Source organism: Pseudomonas sp. (assembly GCF_035277045.1).
GTDB lineage: Bacteria > Pseudomonadota > Gammaproteobacteria > Pseudomonadales > Pseudomonadaceae > Aquipseudomonas.
On record NZ_DATELE010000276.1, the window covers coordinates 322,820 to 342,263 of the forward strand.

Consider the following 19,444-nt stretch of genomic DNA (forward strand, 5'->3'; position numbering starts at 1 on the left):
CACCTCCCCGCCGGTCACCCGGACCGAGGCAAAAATGCTTATACTGGCCAGCGTTTTTCCTTGTCCGCCGGCCCCGCGCGCAACCCACTTTTCAACCTGGACATCCCAAAGCCTTGATACGCCTGCTGAAGTTCTTCTGGTGGTCTTTCGTCGCCGTCATCTGTGCGCTCGTACTCGGTGTGAGTGGTGCGTTTCTGTATCTTAGCCCCACCCTGCCATCCGTCGATGCGCTTCGAAGCATCCAGTTGCAGATACCGCTGAGGGTCTACAGCAGTGACGGCAAGCTGATCGCCGAGTTTGGCGAGATGCGCCGCTCGCCGATCCGTTTCGCTGAAATTCCCCCACAGTTCATTCAGGCGCTTCTGTCAGCCGAAGACGACAATTTCCTCAACCACTACGGCGTCGATCCGAGCAGTCTGATGCGCGCGGCCACCCAGCTGGTGAAATCCGGGCATATCCAGAGCGGTGGCAGCACGATCACCATGCAGGTGGCGAAGAACTTCTTCCTCAGCAGCGAACGAAGCTTCTCGCGCAAGACCACGGAAATTCTCCTGGCGCTGCAGATTGAACGTCAGCTGACCAAGGACGAGATCCTTGAGCTGTACGTCAACAAGATCTACCTGGGTAACCGCGCCTACGGTATCGACGCCGCGGCGCAGGTCTACTATGGCAAGTCGATTCGCGATGTGAGCCTGGCGCAGATGGCCATGATCGCTGGCCTGCCCAAGGCGCCGTCGCGCTTCAACCCGCTGGCCAACCCGGTGCGCGCCAAAGAGCGCCGCGACTGGATCCTCGGGCGCATGTACCGCCTCGGCAAGATCGACGAGGCCAGCTACCAGGCCGCCCTGGCCGAGCCGCTGAACGCCAGCTATCACGTGCCGGCCCCTGAGGTGAATGCTCCTTACATCGCCGAGATGGCCCGTGCCGAGATGGTTGGCCGCTACGGCAGCGATGCCTATACCGAAGGTTTCCGCGTCACCACCACGGTGCCCAGCGACCTGCAGGGCATGGCCAACCGCGCCGTGCTCGACGGCCTCACCGACTATGATGAACGCCACGGCTACCGTGGCCCGGAAACGCGCTTCCCCGGCAAGACCCGCGCCGCCTGGGTGCAGGAAATGGCCCGCCAGCGTCCGCTCGGTGGCCTGGAGCCGGCCATCGTCACTCAGGTCGAAAAGACCGGCCTGACGGTTCTGACCCGCGCCGGCAAGGAAGAACAGGTTGCCTGGGACACCATGAAATGGGCGCGCCCCTACATCAACAGCAACAGCCAGGGCCGCGCGCCGCAGCAGCCTTCCGATGTTGCCCAGGTGGGCGACCTGGTGCGCCTGCAACGGCTTGAGGACGGCAGCCTCAAGTTCAGCCAGGTGCCGGGCGCGCAGAGCGCGCTGGTGACCCTCGACCCCAGGAGCGGCGCCATTCGCGCCCTGGTCGGCGGCTTCTCCTTCGAGCAGAGCAACTACAACCGCGCGATGCAGGCCAAGCGCCAGCCGGGCTCGAGCTTCAAGCCGTTCATCTATAGCGCCGCGCTGGACAGTGGCTACACCGCCTCCAGCCTGGTCAACGACGCACCGATCGTGTTCGTCGACGAGTACCTGGACAAGGTCTGGCGTCCGAAGAACGACACCAACACCTTCCTCGGCCCGATCCGCATGCGCGAAGCGCTGTACAAGTCGCGCAACCTGGTGTCGATCCGCCTGCTGCAGGCCATGGGCGTCGACCGTACCATCGACTACATCGCCAAGTTCGGCTTCAACAAGCAGGACCTGCCGCGCAACCTGTCGCTCGCCTTGGGTACCGCCACGCTGACACCGATGGAGATCGCCACCGGCTGGAGCACGTTTGCCAACGGCGGCTACAAGGTTGCGCCGTACCTGATCGATCGCATCGACAGCCGCAACGGCGAGACCCTGTTCACCGCCAATCCGCCCAGCGTGCCGCAGGGCAACCAGGACCAGGCCGGCATTGCCGCGCCGGAACAGCCCATCGACACCCACCTGCCTGGCGAGGCGCCGGACACCGGTGGCGAGGCGACTGGCGCGTTCCAGGTGCCTGCGGTCGCCGAGCGCATTATCGACGGACGCACCACCTACATCCTCACCAGCATGCTGCAGGATGTGATCAAGCGCGGCACCGGCCGCCGCGCCATGGCACTGGGCCGTGACGACCTGGCTGGCAAGACCGGTACCACCAACGAGTCCAAGGACGCCTGGTTCTCCGGCTACAACGCCGACTACGTCACCACCGTGTGGAGCGGCTTCGACCAGCCGGAGACCCTGGGTCGCCGCGAGTACGGTGGCACCGTGTCGCTGCCGATCTGGATGAACTTCATGGGCGCCGCCCTGAAGGACAAGCCCAGCCACACCCCCGCGCAGCCCGAGGGTATTCTCAGCCTGCGCGTCGACCCCATCAGCGGCCGCGCCGCCACCCCGAGCACTCCGAACGCCTACTTCGAGCTGTTCAAGGCCGAGGACTCGCCGCCGTCGGTGAACGAACTGGGCAACGGCGCGGCACCGGGCAGCCCGCTGCCAGCGGATGAAGCGGCGCCGATGGATCTGTTCTAGGCCTCACAGCGGTCACAAAAAAGCCCCGGTTCTTCAGCCGGGGCTTTTCATTTTCTGGGCATCCCCCGCTCCAGAGAGAAATGTCTTACATCCCCTTCGGAAGCGTCCGCTTTCCGCCCCTGGCCTGGAAATCCATCATCGCGAGATCGTGTAGCCGCACCGGCGCGCCTTCCCCCGGATCTGCAGGAAGCTCATCCCATGCGCTACTCATCAAGCTCGTATGCCGGCCCCGAACACCTCCAGGAGCACCAGCGCTCATGACTGGCACCGACCCTATCGCCGACCTCCTGGCCTACAGCCGCAAGGTCGCCAACAGCACCCGTAGCGATGCCGCCCCCAGCCCGGTCGTTGATTGCAAGCGCTCGATCACGCTGCTGCCCCTGCGCTACGGCATCATCGGCAGCCCGGACCCGCAAGGCGCAGCACTGCTCACTCCGGAGCTGCCACCCAACCTCGGCACCGCAGTCAGGCAGACACCGCTCGCGCACGCGCGCTACGCCGTGCGCTGCCTGCGCCAGGGCTACGTCTATGTCTTCGTCAAGCGCCGCGCCAAGGACTACGCCTGCGAAGCCACCTACCGGGTGCATCACAGCGGTCTGCTTCAGCCGGTGTTCCCTCACGAACCTGGCCAGGCTATTCCCGGGATCCAGAACCTTGGCCGCTGGACGATCACCGTGGTCGATCCCGAAGACATCGAAGAAGCCCGCCTGCTGTTCACGCACGACCCGCTAAGTCCCGACATGCTCGCTCGCTACCGCGACGTGAGTGCCTTCCGAGACCTGCTGCAGCGCTTCGACCTGCGCGTCCTGTCACACAGCTGCTCCTTCGCCGACGATGTGCTGGGACCCGACGCGCTGGACTCAACGGTCGCGGAATACCTGGCAGGCCAGAATCCCAAAGCTCGCGAGGCACTGGAGCGCCAGGCATTTCCACCCTTCCGTGATCCGCATGCGCCGGGGGAAGCCGCTCAGGACATGAGCGGTGTATTGGCCCAGTGCCGCCGCGAACTGATCGCCAGGCAGGGCTGCGCCGTCGTTCTCAACGATGCCGTGGGCATCGTTCAGGAGCTCAATGCGTGGCGAAACGACGCGATCGAGATCAACCGCGCCTGGCTACAGACGCCGGACAAGGACGGCATCACCAATGAACGCCGCTACGCCGTGGCGCAGGCGCTCGACAATATCAAGGAGGCGATGCAGAAGGGCTATATCGACAAAGCCGTCGATAACGCCGCAGCCAGGCTGAGATCGGCCCACTTCGACGCCCGGGACACCGCCCGCCTTGGAGTCAGCTTCGTTGACCTCGAACAGGAAGCGCAGCGCCATGATCCGCAGAGAGTGCGTGATCAGGCTACCCAGGAGTCACTGAACGCCTTTGATCGCTATCAGGTACTGCTCGACTGGGACGGCGCCAAGGCCAATGTCCAGGCCGAGTTCGCACGCAGGGACAAGCAGGCCCAGGCACTGATGGACCTGCGCTCGATCGATCACCTGGCCTGGCTGTCCAGCGACCTGCTCAAGGACGCGCTCGCCCTGTACGACCGACGCAATCCCGTCTGGGGCCAGGCGTTCACCGAACAGATGGGGCTGTGCCTGATCGGCATGAATGCCTGCGAGAGCGGTGCGTCCTACTTGGCGGGTTGGTGGTCGGACATCACTATCGACGAGCGCAACCTCGCCTGGCGTGCCCTGACCCGTAACAACGCGCAGATCGAGCAGGCCACCCGGCAAGCCTTGGCCAACGCGAAGGAAGACGAGCCGCTGACAGCCAGCACCATGCTCACGATGCTGGGCGCGCAGAACGCCAACTTCAAGATCGTCGCCGACCTGCTGGCCAAATCGGATGCCGCCGTCGAAGCGGCCATGGCGGACCATAGTCAGCCGTGGCTGGACCGCGCCCGGCTCACGCGCTCGCTGACCCTGTTTGCACAGGCGCATCAGTACCTGTTCAAACTGCTGCCCACCAACGCCGTTGATCGACACCTGCTGGCGCCCATGCTCGGGTTTATCCATGCCAACCTGGGCGAGGCAGTGACCCGTCTGCGGCTGCAGGACCTGGCTGCCGCGGGGGCGACCGCCAACGAAGCCCGGGTCGCGGGTCAAGTCAACTCGCACATCAACCGCGTCCGCGAAACACTGACCAACGACTTCCAGAATAGCGGCGGCGGGCAATTCTATAAGCTACGTGTGGGCGTGATCGTGGCGACCATCGAATCGGTTGTGTTGCTGACCAAGGCGGGCGGCGCGGATAAAGGTTCGAGGGAATATGCGGAGCTGACAGCCGCCGCGCTGATCACTGCAGCGGCAGGGCTTGAACTGGCAGCCACGGGAGTGGGGTATGTGGCTACCCGGTATGCGCCTTCCACCGTGGTGGGGCGTGGCGCATCCATCGTGCTGGGGGGGCTGAGACTATGGTCGGGGTCACTGACGTTGGTGTCTGGCGGTGTGTCGGCCGCTTTCTCATTCATGGACGCCGAGAATGCGTTCAGCAAACAACAATATACCCTCGCGACTGCATACCTGGCGCAAACCATCGTGACGCTGGGCATCACCGGACTGGTTAGTGCGCTCGCTTTATCTACCGCTGGCCCCTATTTGGAATGGCTATTGACTGTAACAGAAAGAAATCTGGCACGACGCGCCTTGCCATTTATCATTAGGTGGTCGGCAACTTTGGCAGCTCCCGAAATAACCGCCATCCTCGGTTTGGCGCTAGGGTGGGCCACTGTGGCGGGCGTAGTTACTGCGATTGCGATCTATATCATCGCTCCCGACGACCTCGAAAGCTGGTGTCGCCACAGTTCCTTAAGAGCACTCAGTACGAGCGGTTTATGGAAGCCTTTCACCGATCAGGAGAAAGAACTGAAAAGCCTGTACCAATCCTTCGCTACGGTTAAATAAAATGTACTTATTGGAACGCAGCATCTGGGCGGCGCAGAATGACGCGAAAGGACGGCAAGAAATGGGGCTGGATAGGGACAGCCTGCCATCTGCGCAAGACAATCTTCCTGGTATTGGTGATTGCGTGAGCGACCAACCATGTGCAAATCACTCACTCTACTCGATGAATGAAAACTACATCGAAGTCTATGCCGGCGCGCTCCAAAACAGGCGCGGCTTGATTACCTGCTTTTTTCTCCCAATTTTATTCGGCATCTGGCTTCTCGGATCCACCAGCATCCTGGCAAATACCATATGGTTCAACGGAATTCATTACTGGATGGAAATTCCCGCCACGCGAGATGACTACATTGCTACAGCTGCCCTCTCAGCCTTTGTTTGTGGAATGTGCTGGGTGGTCTATAGATTCTTATGGAAATTCATTCGCCTGGAAAATTTTGTTCAGCGCCGCTTGCTCATCCGCTTCAATCGTACTACTCGCCAGGTTTACCTTCATCGGCCACGATACGCTGGTGGAATCACAACATTGGCATGGGACCATACTTCACCCGAGCCCTTGGAGGGCAAGCCCGAGTGGCGAGGCATGGGCCTTCAACTACTTTTAACCTGGGAAAACGATAAAACAGGCCTACCCTTCTTTCATATGATGTTCGTTGGAAGGGTGGCTAATACTACCAGCGAGATCACAAACCTATGGGAATTTATCCGTCGCTACATGGAAGACGGCCCAGAGTCGGTACCCAGGCCCAAAAAGTTTGTGAGTAAGATTCCATGGCCTTGGCAGTCGCTCGAGGCTCCATGGAGCTATATGCGCCCGATATGGCGCGCGGGTCCGAAACGACAAGTATTGCTCTGGACCTTGCTCCTGGCACCCGTGATGCTCATCCATGCCACGATCCACTGGCTGTCGATGCTGCTGTGCTGGGAGCCGCGCTGGCCACGGATCATTCGCGAGGCGGGTAAACCCGGGGAACCCACGCCCCCCCTTTCGACCGCGGCGGACTGGCCGCCACCTCCTGCGCCCTTGAAACCCTTGCGAAGACGCAAGGCAAGAAAGAAAACCCCTGGGTCGCCGGAACCTGATGCTGCCAAGGGTAAACAAGTGCGTGCGAGCAAAATTCGCGAAAAAGCTGGCTCAAGCTCACAGCAAGGCAACGAGCACTCCCAATAACTAGACCCTTCATCTGTAGAACGCGCCTGTGCTGGTTCGTAAGCTGACGTCGCCACCGCGATGGTGCTCAGCGACGCGATCGCCATCGCGCTGCCAAGCAATCACGGCAAGCTGGTTCACGTCGCCATCTGCTCACTTGAAAGCGCCGAGGCGTCGCAGGCCTGACTGGAAAAAATGCACGTGAGCACGAGTGCTGGTGTTGCCGACGCAGTGCGCGCGGTCAGCATCGGTGCCGCCACCTTGCAGGGCGGCGCGGCCCACAGGATCCACAACCTCTGCATCAGCCCGGCCCATGCCCGCGCGGGCCAAGGAAGCCCTGCAGGGAATGCGCAAGCCCTTGAGCGGCCTTGGACCGGGCAAGTTCGACCTGCTGCTGAGCCTGGGCAGCTTGTGGTTCCAGCAGGACTGTTTGCGCAAGAGTTACGAGGCGCTGGCGAATGCTGCGGGAAGCGAGAAGCCCGAAGCAATTTATCATGTCGCGCCTCGCTGATCGTAATTGAAGACAAAATGGACAGGATGAGTAATAAGTGAAGACCAAGACGCCTATCCTCGACAAGCCTTGCCCTGGTTGGATTGCCGATCTTCCAAGCCCAGCAGACCAACCTACCGATACGCCAAGCTTAGGGCTAGACAATCCGAATCATCAGGATGGGGTGTTTCTCGAGATCAGAAGACAGTCATCGAAAGCACGAGGTTTTATGCTGTTTTTCCTGCCCATTATAATTTATCCGCCGATTATGGCGACATACTATACGATCTCAGGCTGGGAACACTCAAAACTTGATGACACCTTGTTATTAGTTATTCCCAGCATATTGCTTGCAGTATGGGCAACCTGTTATTTCTTAAGGCTCGAAATTTCTCCGCCACGCGACCTACCTATTCGAGTCAATCGGGCGCGCATGCGAATTTATGCTTATAACTTTAAATATCGCTGGTGGAACCCGTTCGAACGTCGTCAGGTAGTGGTGGCGGTTTATGAATGGTCCCAAGTCCGTGCTGAAAAGTGGAGGTTGCGTGGAATTAATGGCCAAGGAGGCATAACCATCATTTGGGGTGTAGAGCTCTCGATCGTCAAGCCGGGGACGAACGAAGTTATCGACCGCTTTCCACTATCTGCCATGGGTGCGGACGAGTTCGCTTGGGCGTACATCTGTACCTATATGCAACAAGGTCCAGACGCGCTACCGGTACCAGGCCCTCCTTACGACCACAATGACGTTCCCTGGTACAACCTTGCGCTACGACTAGCACCCAAAGTGCAATGGCCGAAAGAGATAGATATCGAATCGCGGACGGCACCAGAATAGAGCTGTATGACTCACTCCCAAGCACTGTAGGTTCGCTGTATGACGACTACTGCTCACCCTCGCACCTACAAAAAAGCCCCAGCTCTCACAAGCCGGGGCTTTTTCATTCACGTCACAACAGCTCAGCCGTTGAACACGTCATCCACGCTCTTGAGCGGGTAGTTCTTCGGGTACGGCAGGGTGGCCACGCCGGTCTCGATCGCGGCCTTGGCCACGGCATCGGATACCAGGGTGATCAGGCGAGCGTCCATTGGCTTCGGAATGATGTACTCACGGCCGAATTCCAGCGAATCAACGCCGTAGGCGTCGCAAACTTCCTTCGGCACCGGCAGCTTGGCCAGGTCTTTCAGGGCGTTGGCGGCGGCGATCTTCATTTCTTCGTTGATGCGCTTGGCACGTACGTCCAGGGCGCCGCGGAAGATGAAGGGGAAGCCCAGCACGTTGTTGACCTGGTTCGGGTAGTCCGAACGGCCGGTGGCCATGATCACGTCGCTGCGGGTGGCGTGGGCCAGTTCCGGGGAGATTTCCGGGTCCGGGTTGGAGCAGGCGAAGACGATCGGGTTCGGTGCCATCGACTTGAGGCCTTCGGCGCTCAGCAGGTTCGGGCCGGACAGGCCGACGAACACGTCCGCGCCGTCGAGGGCGTCAGCCAGGGTGCGCTTGTCGGTGGCGTGGGCGAACACGGCCTTGTACTGGTTCAGGTCATCGCGGCCAGCGTGGATCACGCCGCTGCGGTCGATCATGAAGATGTTCTCGACCTTGGCGCCCATGCTGACCAGCAGCTTCATGCAGGAGATGGCGGCAGCGCCAGCACCCAGGCAGACGATCTTCGCTTCTTCGAGGGTTTTGCCTGCGATTTCCAGGGCGTTGATCATGCCGGCGGCGGTGACGATCGCGGTGCCGTGCTGGTCATCGTGGAACACCGGGATGTCGCACTGCTCGATCAGGGTACGCTCGATCTCGAAGCACTCAGGTGCCTTGATGTCTTCGAGGTTGATGCCACCGAAGGTGATGGAGATGCGGCGCACGGTGTCGATGAAGGCTTGCGGGCTTTCGGACTCGACTTCGATGTCGAAGACGTCGATACCGGCGAAACGCTTGAACAGAACGCCCTTGCCTTCCATGACAGGCTTGGAGGCCAGTGGGCCGAGGTTACCCAGGCCGAGGATGGCGGTGCCATCGGAGATTACCGCGACCAGGTTGCCTTTGCCGGTGTATTTGTAGGCCAGCTCAGGGTCACGACCAATTTCGCGCACGGGCTCGGCGACGCCTGGGCTGTAGGCCAGCGACAGGTCACGGGCGGTGGAGGTCGGTTTGGTGAGCTCGACGCTCAGTTTCCCCGGGCGGGGCTGGGCGTGGTATTCGAGAGCGGCGGTTTTCAAGTCTGACATGGTGGGCATTCCGCTATTTAGCTGTTCTGACGGACCGCCGAGGATACGCAAAGTGCCGGGGAGCGACAAGACTGCCCGGTCACTAGTGTCAAGGCCTTGGACCTACGACTTTACGCTATGACCCATGCGGCGTAACGAAACCATTGTGTACAATTAAATTACATAATGTCTACATCTTTTGCGCAGCCATCACAGGAACGCGCGGCGCGGCGCAGAAGAAATCAGAACCCTAAGTCTAGTAGCGCTGAAGCATGCTGGGGTCGGTAAGTGGGAGCAGCCAGCGGCGCTGTCCGGGCTTGAGGCCTCCTTTGCGGGACCGGTCGAGCACCCAGCCACGCGCCTCCACCTGACGCCCTTTCAGCCCATCGAAGTACGCAGGCGGGAAAGCCCGCCGTAGACGCGCTGGGACCTGGAGCACCAGCGCAGTGTCGAGCTCGAGCCAGACCCCGCCCCGGTTACGCTCGATCTTTCGCACCTTGCCCGCGACCACGGCGAAACCCGACTGCCGTATGTCACCTGGCCGCTGCACCGGCGATCGCGCCCAGAGCCCTGCCCGCGCCTTGCGCGCGACCTGCTCCGCGCCATGCTGGCAGCTGGCCAGGCGCACGTTCGGCGCCACGGCCACGCGGTAGCCCAGCCCTTCGCTGAGCAGGACCGCTTCAAGATTGTCACCATTGCGCCCATAGAGATGTGCCAGGGTGCGCCCATACTTGTCCTTGGCTTCAACCCCACGCACAAGGCCGACTTTTCCATCGCTGGCCTTGACCAAGGCCTGCAATCGTCGCCGGGCGGCCTCGGCATAGGGCTCGCTGACGCGCCCCTTGCGACCGATCTCCGGGGCGTTGATACCGATCAGCCGGATACTGCGGCCATCCGTCAGGCGCACCGTGTCGCCATCGATGACCTGGCGCACGGCGACCTGCTGCGCACGCTCTGGCAGTGGGCAAAAGGCCTGGGCCGGCAGGTGCCAGATCGCGCCCACAAAAAAGGCGCCCACAAGGGGCGCCTTTTTCAGCAACAAGGCGAAGCCCGAAGGATTCGCCATGCGCATTCTTACTTCTTGGCACCGAACATGCCGAAGCGGTCGGCGAACTTCTGTACGCGGCCGCCGGTGTCCAGCACTTTCTGCTTACCGGTGTAGAACGGGTGGCACTGCGAGCACACGTCGATCGCCAGCGGCTTGGCCAGGGTCGAACGGGTTTCGAACTTGCTGCCGCAGCTGCAGGTGACTGCAACTACTTCGTAATTCGGGTGAATATTGTCTTTCATGGTCGCTTCCTCAGCTGCGTGCCGCCACCCAACACCATTGTTGAATACCGCACGTAATCAGGCGGCGAATAATACCAGAGCGTGGCGTCAGCGCAAGTTGTCGCTTGCACCGACCGTCGTCTGCTAGGCTCGCCGGGTTTCCGACAACCCTTCCAGAGAGCCTTCCGCGTGTCCGACGTCATCCTGCGACTAGCCCTGCCCTCGCCCCTGCGTCGCCTGTTCGACTATCGGGCCACGGCAAGCATGGCGCGCCAGGCCCTGACCCCGGGCATGCGCATCCGCGTGCCGTTCGGCCGCCGCGAGATGATCGGCGTGCTGGTGGAGGTCTGCACCGAGAGCGAGGTGCCGGCCGACAAGCTCAAGCCTGCGGTGGCCCTGCTCGACCCGGTCTCACCAGTGCCACCTGCCTTGTTCAAGCTGTGCCTGTGGACCGCCCAGTATTATCAGCACAGCCTGGGCGATACCTTCAGCTGGGCCTTGCCTACGCTGTTGCGCCAAGGCGAGCCGGCCGAGGCCCGGCAGGAGCGGTTCTGGCAGATCGCCCCCGGCGCGCGCATGGACGACCCCCGTATCGCACGCGCCCCGCGTCAGCGCGAGGCCCTGCAGACGCTTGCCCAGCACCCCCACGGCGTCGCCCATGCCGTGCTGACCAAGCTGGGGCTGAGCAAGGACAGCCTCGACCTGCTGCTCGCCAAGGACCTGGTGCAGGTCGAGGTGCGTCGCCACCTCCCCCAGGCCCGCCACGAGCGCTGGCTGGCCCAGCCGGAGCTGCGCCTGAACGAAGAGCAGCAGGCGGCGTTCAGCGCCGTGCGCTCAAGCTTTGGCAGCTTTCACGCCTTTCTGCTGGCAGGGGTCACGGGCAGCGGCAAGACCGAGGTCTACCTGCAGCTGATCCGCGAAACGCTGGAAGCCGGCAAGCAGGCCCTGATCCTTATCCCGGAGATCAACCTCGGCCCACAGACCCTGGCGCGCTTCGAGCAACGTTTCAACGCCCGCATCGCCCTGCTGCACTCGGCGGTCAACGACCGCGAGCGCCTGGACGCCTGGCTGGCCGCGCGCGATGGCGAGGCCGACATCATCATCGGCACCCGCTCGGCGCTGTTCACACCGATGAAAAACCCTGGGCTGATCATCATCGACGAAGAGCACGACGGCTCCTATAAACAGCAGGAAGGCCTGCGCTACCACGCCCGCGACCTGGCACTGGTACGGGCTCATCAGGAAAACATTCCGATCCTGCTGGGTTCGGCCACACCGTCGCTGGAAAGCCTGCACAATGCCCACACCGGCCGCTACGGCCTGCTGCGCATGAACCAGCGCGCCGGCGGCGCGCGCCAGCCACGCTTCCTGCGCCTGGACGTGAAGAGCCGCCCGCTGGACAGCGGCATCAGCGGCCCCTTGCAGCAGGCCATCGGCCAGACCCTGGCGGCCGGACAGCAGGTGCTGGTGTTCCTCAACCGCCGTGGCTTCGCACCGACCTTGCTGTGCCACGATTGCGGCTGGCTTTCCGAATGCCCGCGCTGCGACGCGCGCATGACCGTGCACCAGCGCTCCGGCGTGCTGCGCTGCCACCATTGCGGTTATGACGAGCGCCTGCCGCGCCAGTGCCCGCAATGCAATCATGTCGACCTGCGGCCTGTCGGCGCCGGGACCGAGCGCGCCGAAGAGCGCCTGCAGATTCTTTTTCCAGACTTCCCGGTGCTGCGCGTCGATCGTGACAGCACCTCGCGCAAGGACGCGATGCACAACCTGTTCACCACCATCCAGCGCGGCCAGCCGTGCATCCTGGTCGGCACCCAGATGCTGGCCAAGGGTCACCATTTTCCGCGGGTAACGCTCGTGGCGGTGCTGGATGCCGATGGCGGTCTGTTCTCCGGAGATTTTCGCGCCGCCGAACGCATGGCCCAGTTGATCGTCCAGGTGGCCGGCCGGGCCGGGCGCGCCGAAGAACCTGGCAAGGTGATCGTGCAGACCCATCTCGCCGACCATCCGTTGCTGGTCCAGCTGACGGAGCAGGGCTATTTCGCCTTTGCCGAGCAAGCCCTGAGCGAGCGCCGTGCCGCCGGCCTGCCGCCCTTCGCCCACCTCGCCCTGCTGCGCGCCGAGGCGCACAAGCCCGGCCAGGCCGAAAGCTTCCTGGATGAGGCCTGCGCCGCCGCCGAGCGACTGCTGGTCGAGCATGGGCTCACCGGGATCGAGTTGCTGGGGCCGGTCCCTGCACCGATGGAGCGGCGCGCCGGCAAGTTTCGCGCGCAGCTGTTGCTGCAAGCCAATGCCCGGGCTCCGCTGCATCGGCTGATCAGCGCCTGGTTGCTGCTGTTGGAGCAGTTGCCCTCTGGACGGCAGGTCCGCTGGTCGGTGGATGTGGATCCGGTGGATCTTTACTGACCGTGCGGGACCGCCGCCCGCCCTTCAAAGGTTGGCAACCCGCCCCCGGCAACGGATAATGCCCAGTTTTTCCACCTGCGCATCGAAGCGCCGCCGCGCTTGCGGTCGAAAGAGAAGCTTATGAAAGACACCATTCGCCAGCTGATCCAGCAAGCCCTCACCCAACTCGTCACCGACGGTGTGCTGCCTGAAGGGCTGACGCCGGCGATCCAGGTGGAAAACGCCCGGGACAAGACCCACGGCGACTTCGCCAGCAATATCGCGATGATGCTGGCCAAGCCGGCCGGCATGAAGCCGCGCGACCTGGCCGAGAAGCTGATCAATGCCCTGCCGGCCAGCGACGACATCACCAAGGTCGAGATCGCGGGCCCGGGCTTCCTCAACTTCTTCCAGAACACCCAGGCCCTGGCCACCCGCCTCGATGCGGTCCTGACCGATGCCACCCTGGGCGTACGCAAGGCCGGCGCGGCGCAAAAAGTGGTGGTCGACCTGTCCGCGCCAAACCTCGCCAAGGAAATGCACGTAGGTCACCTGCGTTCGACCATCATTGGCGACAGCGTCGCGCGGGTGCTGGAGTTCCTGGGTGACACGGTCATCCGCCAGAACCACGTGGGCGACTGGGGCACCCAGTTCGGCATGCTGATGGCCTACCTCGAAGAAAACCCGATCAGCAGCGACGAGCTGTCGGACCTCGAGAACTTCTACCGCGCCGCGAAAAAGCGCTTCGATGAGTCCGAGGAGTTCGCCACCCGTGCCCGTGGCCTGGTGGTCAAGCTGCAGGCCGGCGACGCGGAGTGCCTGGCCTTGTGGACGCGCTTCAAGGACATTTCCCTGTCGCACTGCCAGAAGACCTACGAGCTGCTCAACGTCAAGCTGACCATGGCCGATGTCATGGGCGAAAGCGCGTACAACGCCGACCTCGCCAATGTGGTCGCCGACCTGAAGGCCAAGGGCCTGCTGGTCGAGAGCCAGGGCGCCCAGTGCGTGTTCCTCGAAGAATTCAAGACCGCCGATGGCGAGCCGCTGCCGGTCATCGTGCAGAAGGCCGACGGCGGCTACCTGTACGCCACCACCGACCTGGCCGCCGTACGCTACCGCAGCAATGTGCTCAAGGCCGATCGCGCCCTGTACTTCGTCGACCAGCGCCAGGCCCTGCACTTCAACCAGGTGTTCGAAGTGGCCCGCCGCGCCGGTTTCGTCGGCCACCCGATGCAGATGGAGCACATGGGCTTCGGCACCATGAACGGCGCCGACGGCCGTCCCTTCAAGACCCGTGATGGCGGCACCGTCAAGCTGGTCGACCTGCTGACCGAGGCCAAGGAACGTGCCTACGCGCTGGTGAAGGAGAAAAACCCTGCGCTGGCCGAAGACGAGCTGCGTGCCATTGCTGAAGTGGTCGGCATCGGCGCCGTGAAATACGCCGACCTGTCCAAGCACCGCACCAGTGACTACAGCTTCAACTTCGAGCTGATGCTCAACTTCGAGGGCAACACCGCGCCTTATCTGCTGTACGCCTACACCCGCGTGGCCGGCGTGTTCCGCAAGCTGGGCAAGGGCTTTGACCAGGTCGACGGCCAGATCGTCCTCCAGGCTGCCCACGAGCAGGACCTGGCGGCGCGCCTGGCGCAGTTCGGCGAAGTGCTGAACAACGTTGCCGACAAAGGCACTCCGCACGTGTTGTGCACTTACCTGTACGACGTTGCCGGCCTGTTCTCGAGCTTCTATGAGAACTGCCCGATCCTGGCCGCCGAAACGCCTGAGCAACAGCAGAGCCGCCTGCGCCTGGCCGCCCTGACCGGTCGCACCCTCAAGCAAGGCCTGGAGCTGCTGGGCCTGGAAACCCTGGAGCGCATGTAAGTTGGCCGCCAAGAAGAAACCCGCTCCCAAGCGCGGCGCCAGCAGGCACCAGGCGCCCGCCAAGGCGCCGATTCCAGGATGGGTGTGGCTGGCCGTCGGTCTGAGCGTGGGCGCGTTCATTGTCTTTCTGATGAAGCTTGAGCCCGGGGGCGCCGATATCCAGCGCAGCCGGCCCGAGCAGCAAAAGGCCGAGAAGATCGCCGAGGCCAACAAGACCGCGCCCAGCCCACAGCAGCCGGTGAAGCCCAAGTACGACTTCTACACGCTGCTGCCGGAGTCCGAGGTCATCGTTCCGCCAGAAGCGGTACCGGAAAAAACCCCGCCCGTGCCTGCGCAACCGGTGACCCCGGTCACCCCGGCAGAGGCCGCGAAAATCGACACGGCGCGCGCCCAGGCAGCCCTCTCGGGCGAGACACCGCCGCCCGCGCCCCCGGTGATCAAGCCGGCCGCGACCACCCAGTTCTTCCTGCAGGCCGGCTCGTTCCGCAAGCAGGCCGATGCCGACAAGGTCCGCGCGCAGATCATCCTGCTCGGCCAGGCGGTCAAGGTGGAGTCGGGAACAGTGAAGGATGAAACCTGGTACCGCGTGCTGGTCGGCCCGTTCAGCAACCGCGAACAGCTGACCGTGGCACAGAAGCAACTGGCCGGCAGCGGCTTCAGCAACCTGTTGCTGCAGCAGCGGCAGATTCGCCAGTAAGCCTCGCGAAAAAGGCCCTGTCACCGAGAGGTGGCAGGGCCTTTTTGCATTCAGCGCCGCTCGTAGTTGCGCTCGGAAATCTGCGTGTTCAGGGTCAGGAAGTCATACAGCACGCCGACCAGGAACAGCCCGCCGGTGAACAGGTAGATCACGCCGGAGATCCACTTCGCCTGATAGAAGCGGTGCAGGCCAAAAATCCCGGTGAAGGTCAGCAGCAACCAGGCCACGTTGTAATCCAGCCGACCTGGCTGGAACCGTTTGTCGGCTTCGCGGTCCATGGCCGGGATCAGGAAAAGATCGATCAGCCAGCCAATCCCCAGCAAGCCAAGGGTGAAGAACCAGATGGTCCCGGTAACAGGCTTGCCGTAGTAGAAACGATGCGAGCCGGTGAAGCCGAAAATCCACAGCAGGTAACCGATGACCTTGCTGTGGGTATCGTGCTGCGGTGTCGCGGGTTGGTACGTATTCATCAATGCCCCTCGCGGGTTAGCTCGAAATTTTCTAACGAAAAATGTGACTTCTCACACTCAAGTCGACAGATGACTCCCGTCCAATCGACCAACGGATCATTTTTTGATCAAAAAGCTGTTATAAAGTTGCGCGCCAACAGACCAACACAACAATCAAGAGCTTTGCCTATGCCACCTTTGTTCAAGACCTGGCTGACACTCTGCCTATTATTGCCCCTGGCCGCCCACGCCACCAACCGTGAGCAACGTCTTCCCAACGGCTTCACCGGCTACAGCGTCAACGCGCCGGTCAAGCGCGCACCTGCGCAACCGATCAGCCAACGCGCTCGTCCGGCAAACGCGGCCAAGACGGCGAACCCACAGGTCGCCTCTGCCTCCGCCAAGCAAAGCAGCGCTGTGCTCAGCCGCGCCGTCAACATGCTCGGCACGCCCTACCGCTGGGGTGGCAGCACCCCGGCCAAGGGCTTCGACTGCAGCGGCCTGGTCAAGTACGCCTTCAACGACGTCCAGGACGTCGACCTGCCGCGCACCTCCAATGCCATGGCCCAAGGCCACGGCGTCAAGGTTGCACGCAAGGACCTCAAGCCCGGTGACCTGATCTTCTTCAACATCAAGAGCCGCCGGGTCAACCACGTGGCCATCTACCTGGGCAACGATCGCTTCATCCACGCCCCACGGCGCGGCAAGCGGGTCAGCATCGACACGCTGAACAAACCGTACTGGAAGAAGCACTACGTGGTCGCCAAGCGCGTGCTGCCCAAGGAGCAACCAGGCTCCCTGCGCCTGGCCAATCGCTAACCCGTCCTCAGAGCCGGGACATGCTCGGGGGCGATCAACCCCTGAGCCAGCAGGCTTTGCAAGCCTGCCTCCAGAGTCTGCATCCCTGCAGCCGCCCCGCCTTGCATCGCTGAGTGCAGCTGCGCCAGACGCCCTTCGCGGATCAGATTGCGCACGGCGGGCGTGGCCACCAGCACTTCCCTTGCCGCTAAGCGGCCTCCTCCGACACGCTTCACCAGTTGCTGCGCGACCACCATGCACAGCGACTCGGCCAGCATGGCGCGCACCAAGGCTTTTTCTTCAGCGGCAAAGACGTCGACCAGGCGATCGATGCTGCCCACCGCCGAGCGTGTGTGCACCGTCGCCAGTACCAGGTGACCGGTTTGCGCGGCACGCAGGGCCAGCCGGATGGTGTCGAGGTCGCGCAGCTCGCCGAGCATGATCACGTCAGGGTCCTGGCGCAGGGCACTGCGCAGGCCTTGGGCAAAGTCGTGGCAGTGGCGGCCGATCTCGCGCTGGTTGATCAGGCTGCGCTGCCCGCGGTGGATCATTTCAATGGGATCTTCGAGCGTGATGATGTGCAACGCGCGCTCACGGTTCAGCTGATCGACCAGCGCCGCCAGGCTGGTGCTCTTGCCGCTGCCGGTGGGGCCGCCGACCAGCACCAGGCCGCTGGCGCACCGTGCAATGAGTCGAAACACTTCTTCGAGTCCCAACTCGCTCAGCGAGGGTATCCGCGCGGGGATCACCCGCAGGCAGGCTGCCGGGCCATTGAGCTGTTCGTAGAGGTTCAGGCGAAAACGCCCAAGGCCGGGTAGCGCCAGGGCCACGTCGAGCTCCAGGGCCTGGCTGGGGCAGGATTGCCCGGCCGGTTCGAGCAATCGTCCCAGCCCCTCGCGCAGGTCGATGGCCACGAGTGGGGGCAGGTCAAGCCGCCGCAGCTCGCCATCCACGCGCAGCGTGGGTACTTCGCCTGCGGCCAGGTGCAGGTCGGAAGCCCCCGCCGCCACCGCATGGGCCAAGAGTTCGGTCACATCCATGAGACTCCCCAAAGGCTGCCAAGCAGGTAGAATGCCGCAGACTCCAGAAGCCCTTGGCGCCGATCAATGTCCACCATAGCAGACAACATTCTTGCCCTTGCCGCCCGCATCGACGCTGCGGCGTCAGCCGCCGGACGCGACCCGTCCACGGTGCGGCTGCTGGCCGTGAGCAAGACCAAACCGGCGTCCGCGGTGCGCGAGGCCTATGCTGCCGGCGTGCGCGATGTAGGCGAGAACTACCTGCAGGAAGCCCTGGCCAAGCAGGAAGAATTGTCCGACCTGGCCTTGATCTGGCACTTCATCGGCCCCATCCAGTCGAACAAGACGCGAGCGATCGCCGAACATTTCGACTGGGTGCATTCCGTGGACCGCCTGAAGATCGCTCAACGCCTCTCCGAGCAGCGCCCGGCGGGCCTTGCGCCGCTCAACATCTGCCTGCAGGTCAATGTCAGCGGCGAAGCGAGCAAGTCGGGCTGCGCGCCTGACGACCTGCCGGCACTGGCACGCAGTGTTGCGGCCCTGCCCGGCCTGCGCTTGCGGGGCCTGATGGCCATCCCGGAGCCCACCGATGACCGCGCCACCCAGGAAGCCGCGTTCGCCATCCTTCGCGAGCTGCAGGAGCGCCTCGGCCTTGGCCTGGACACGCTTTCCATGGGCATGAGCCACGACCTGGAGGCCGCCATTGCCCAAGGCGCGACCTGGGTGCGCATTGGCACCGCCCTGTTCGGTGCGCGTGACTACGGCCCGGCCTGAACCATGCTTTACTCACTCTTTCCCTCAAGGACCTGACATGAGCAAGACGCGTATTGCCTTTATCGGCGCCGGCAACATGGCCGCCAGCCTGATCGGCGGGCTGCGGGCCCAGGGCCTGGATGCCGCGCAGATCCGCGCCAGCGATCCGGGCGCCGAGACCCGTGCCAAGCTCCACGCCGAACACGGCATCGAAGTGTTCGAAGACAACGCCCAGGCCATCGACGGTGCCGATGTCATCGTCCTGGCGGTCAAGCCGCAGGTGATGAAGGCGGTGTGCCTCGCCCTGCAGCCGAACCTCGCCCCTCACCAGTTGATCGTCTCGATCGCCGCGGGTATCACCTGCGCCAGCATGAACGCCTGGCTCGGCGCGCAGCCGATCGTGCGCTGCATGCCCAACACCCCGGCGCTGCTGCGCAAGGGCGTCAGTGGCCTGTACGCCACCGCCGAGGTCAGCGAAGCCCAGCGCGAGCAGGCCGAGCAACTGCTCACGGCTGTCGGCCTGGCCCTATGGCTTGAGCAAGAGCAGCAACTGGACGCGGTCACCGCGGTTTCCGGAAGCGGCCCGGCGTATTTCTTCCTGATGATCGAGGCCATGACCGCCGCGGGCGAAAAGCTTGGGCTCCCTCGCGAGATCGCCTCGCAGTTGACCCTGCAGACGGCCCTGGGCGCTGCGAACATGGCCGTTGCCAGCGACGTCGACGCGGCCGAGCTGCGCCGCCGCGTGACCTCGCCGGCCGGCACCACGGAAGCGGCGATCAAGTCGTTCCAGGCCAACGGATTCGAACACCTGGTCGAGCAGGCACTGGGCGCTGCCGCGCAGCGCTCCGCCGAGCTGGCCGAACAACTGGGCAAATAAG

General features: G+C 63.1%; 16 protein-coding genes. 11 read left to right on the plus strand and 5 right to left on the minus strand.

Annotation, left to right across the window (positions count from 1 at the left end; translation table 11 throughout):
* Positions 1–116: 116 nt before the first annotated feature.
* The 5 genes from VJS90_RS17465 to VJS90_RS17485 all read left to right on the plus strand — a co-directional run bounded on the left by VJS90_RS17465 (position 117) and on the right by VJS90_RS17485 (position 7,945).
* Complete coding sequence (locus VJS90_RS17465) at positions 117–2,564, plus strand: penicillin-binding protein 1A (RefSeq protein WP_414704954.1); 2,448 nt, start codon at positions 117–119, stop codon at positions 2,562–2,564.
* 257 nt (positions 2,565–2,821) lie between these two features.
* Positions 2,822–5,464, plus strand: coding sequence for a T6SS effector BTH_I2691 family protein (locus VJS90_RS17470; protein ID WP_324122896.1), 2,643 nt, complete (start codon positions 2,822–2,824; stop codon positions 5,462–5,464).
* Position 5,465: 1 nt separating this feature from the next.
* Complete coding sequence (locus VJS90_RS17475) at positions 5,466–6,635, plus strand: DUF6708 domain-containing protein (RefSeq protein WP_324122897.1); 1,170 nt, start codon at positions 5,466–5,468, stop codon at positions 6,633–6,635.
* Positions 6,636–6,960: 325 nt separating this feature from the next.
* Positions 6,961–7,125, plus strand: coding sequence for a hypothetical protein (locus VJS90_RS17480; RefSeq protein ID WP_324122898.1), 165 nt, complete (start codon positions 6,961–6,963; stop codon positions 7,123–7,125).
* Between the two features lie 37 nt (positions 7,126–7,162).
* On the plus strand, positions 7,163–7,945 hold the full coding sequence (locus tag VJS90_RS17485) for a DUF6708 domain-containing protein (RefSeq protein WP_324122899.1): 783 nt from the start codon (positions 7,163–7,165) through the stop codon (positions 7,943–7,945).
* Positions 7,946–8,067: 122 nt separating this feature from the next.
* Here the strand turns inward: VJS90_RS17485 and VJS90_RS17490 are convergent, their stop codons facing one another.
* The 3 genes from VJS90_RS17490 to rpmE all read right to left on the minus strand — a co-directional run bounded on the left by VJS90_RS17490 (position 8,068) and on the right by rpmE (position 10,605).
* Positions 8,068–9,336: a malic enzyme-like NAD(P)-binding protein gene (locus tag VJS90_RS17490; RefSeq protein ID WP_324122900.1), complete on the minus strand. Its 1,269-nt coding sequence runs from the start codon at positions 9,334–9,336 to the stop codon at positions 8,068–8,070.
* A 235-nt stretch (positions 9,337–9,571) separates the two neighbouring features.
* Positions 9,572–10,387 (minus strand): thermonuclease family protein, encoded by an 816-nt coding sequence (locus VJS90_RS17495; protein ID WP_324122901.1) that lies wholly within the window; start codon positions 10,385–10,387, stop codon positions 9,572–9,574.
* A 2-nt stretch (positions 10,388–10,389) separates the two neighbouring features.
* Positions 10,390–10,605, minus strand: a complete 216-nt coding sequence (gene rpmE, locus VJS90_RS17500; protein ID WP_324122902.1) for a 50S ribosomal protein L31 — start codon at positions 10,603–10,605, stop codon at positions 10,390–10,392.
* 168 nt (positions 10,606–10,773) lie between these two features.
* Between rpmE and VJS90_RS17505 the strand changes: the two genes are divergently transcribed.
* The 3 genes from VJS90_RS17505 (at position 10,774) to VJS90_RS17515 (ending at position 15,547) form a co-directional block, all read left to right on the plus strand.
* Positions 10,774–12,993 (plus strand): primosomal protein N', encoded by a 2,220-nt coding sequence (locus VJS90_RS17505; protein WP_324122903.1) that lies wholly within the window; start codon positions 10,774–10,776, stop codon positions 12,991–12,993.
* A gap of 120 nt (positions 12,994–13,113) precedes the next feature.
* On the plus strand, positions 13,114–14,850 hold the full coding sequence (gene argS / locus VJS90_RS17510) for an arginine--tRNA ligase (RefSeq protein WP_324122904.1): 1,737 nt from the start codon (positions 13,114–13,116) through the stop codon (positions 14,848–14,850).
* Position 14,851: 1 nt separating this feature from the next.
* Positions 14,852–15,547 (plus strand): SPOR domain-containing protein, encoded by a 696-nt coding sequence (locus tag VJS90_RS17515; RefSeq protein ID WP_324122905.1) that lies wholly within the window; start codon positions 14,852–14,854, stop codon positions 15,545–15,547.
* Positions 15,548–15,597: 50 nt separating this feature from the next.
* Here the strand turns inward: VJS90_RS17515 and VJS90_RS17520 are convergent, their stop codons facing one another.
* Positions 15,598–16,017, minus strand: a complete 420-nt coding sequence (locus VJS90_RS17520) for a TM2 domain-containing protein (RefSeq protein ID WP_324122906.1) — start codon at positions 16,015–16,017, stop codon at positions 15,598–15,600.
* Positions 16,018–16,185: 168 nt separating this feature from the next.
* Between VJS90_RS17520 and VJS90_RS17525 the strand changes: the two genes are divergently transcribed.
* The gene (locus VJS90_RS17525) at positions 16,186–16,815 is read left to right on the plus strand and encodes a C40 family peptidase (RefSeq protein WP_324122907.1); all 630 of its coding nucleotides are present in this window, start codon (positions 16,186–16,188) and stop codon (positions 16,813–16,815) included.
* Here the strand turns inward: VJS90_RS17525 and VJS90_RS17530 are convergent.
* Positions 16,812–17,834: a type IV pilus twitching motility protein PilT gene (locus VJS90_RS17530; protein ID WP_324122908.1), complete on the minus strand. Its 1,023-nt coding sequence runs from the start codon at positions 17,832–17,834 to the stop codon at positions 16,812–16,814. The two genes, VJS90_RS17525 and VJS90_RS17530, sit on opposite strands and share 4 nt — an antisense overlap.
* 66 nt (positions 17,835–17,900) lie before the next feature.
* Here VJS90_RS17530 and VJS90_RS17535 point away from each other — a divergent pair, with 66 nt between their 5' ends.
* Positions 17,901–18,587: a YggS family pyridoxal phosphate-dependent enzyme gene (locus tag VJS90_RS17535; protein ID WP_324122909.1), complete on the plus strand. Its 687-nt coding sequence runs from the start codon at positions 17,901–17,903 to the stop codon at positions 18,585–18,587.
* A gap of 37 nt (positions 18,588–18,624) precedes the next feature.
* A complete protein-coding gene (gene proC / locus VJS90_RS17540) occupies positions 18,625–19,443 on the plus strand; it encodes a pyrroline-5-carboxylate reductase (RefSeq protein ID WP_324122910.1) in 819 nt (272 codons plus the stop codon).
* Position 19,444 lies beyond the last annotated feature (1 nt).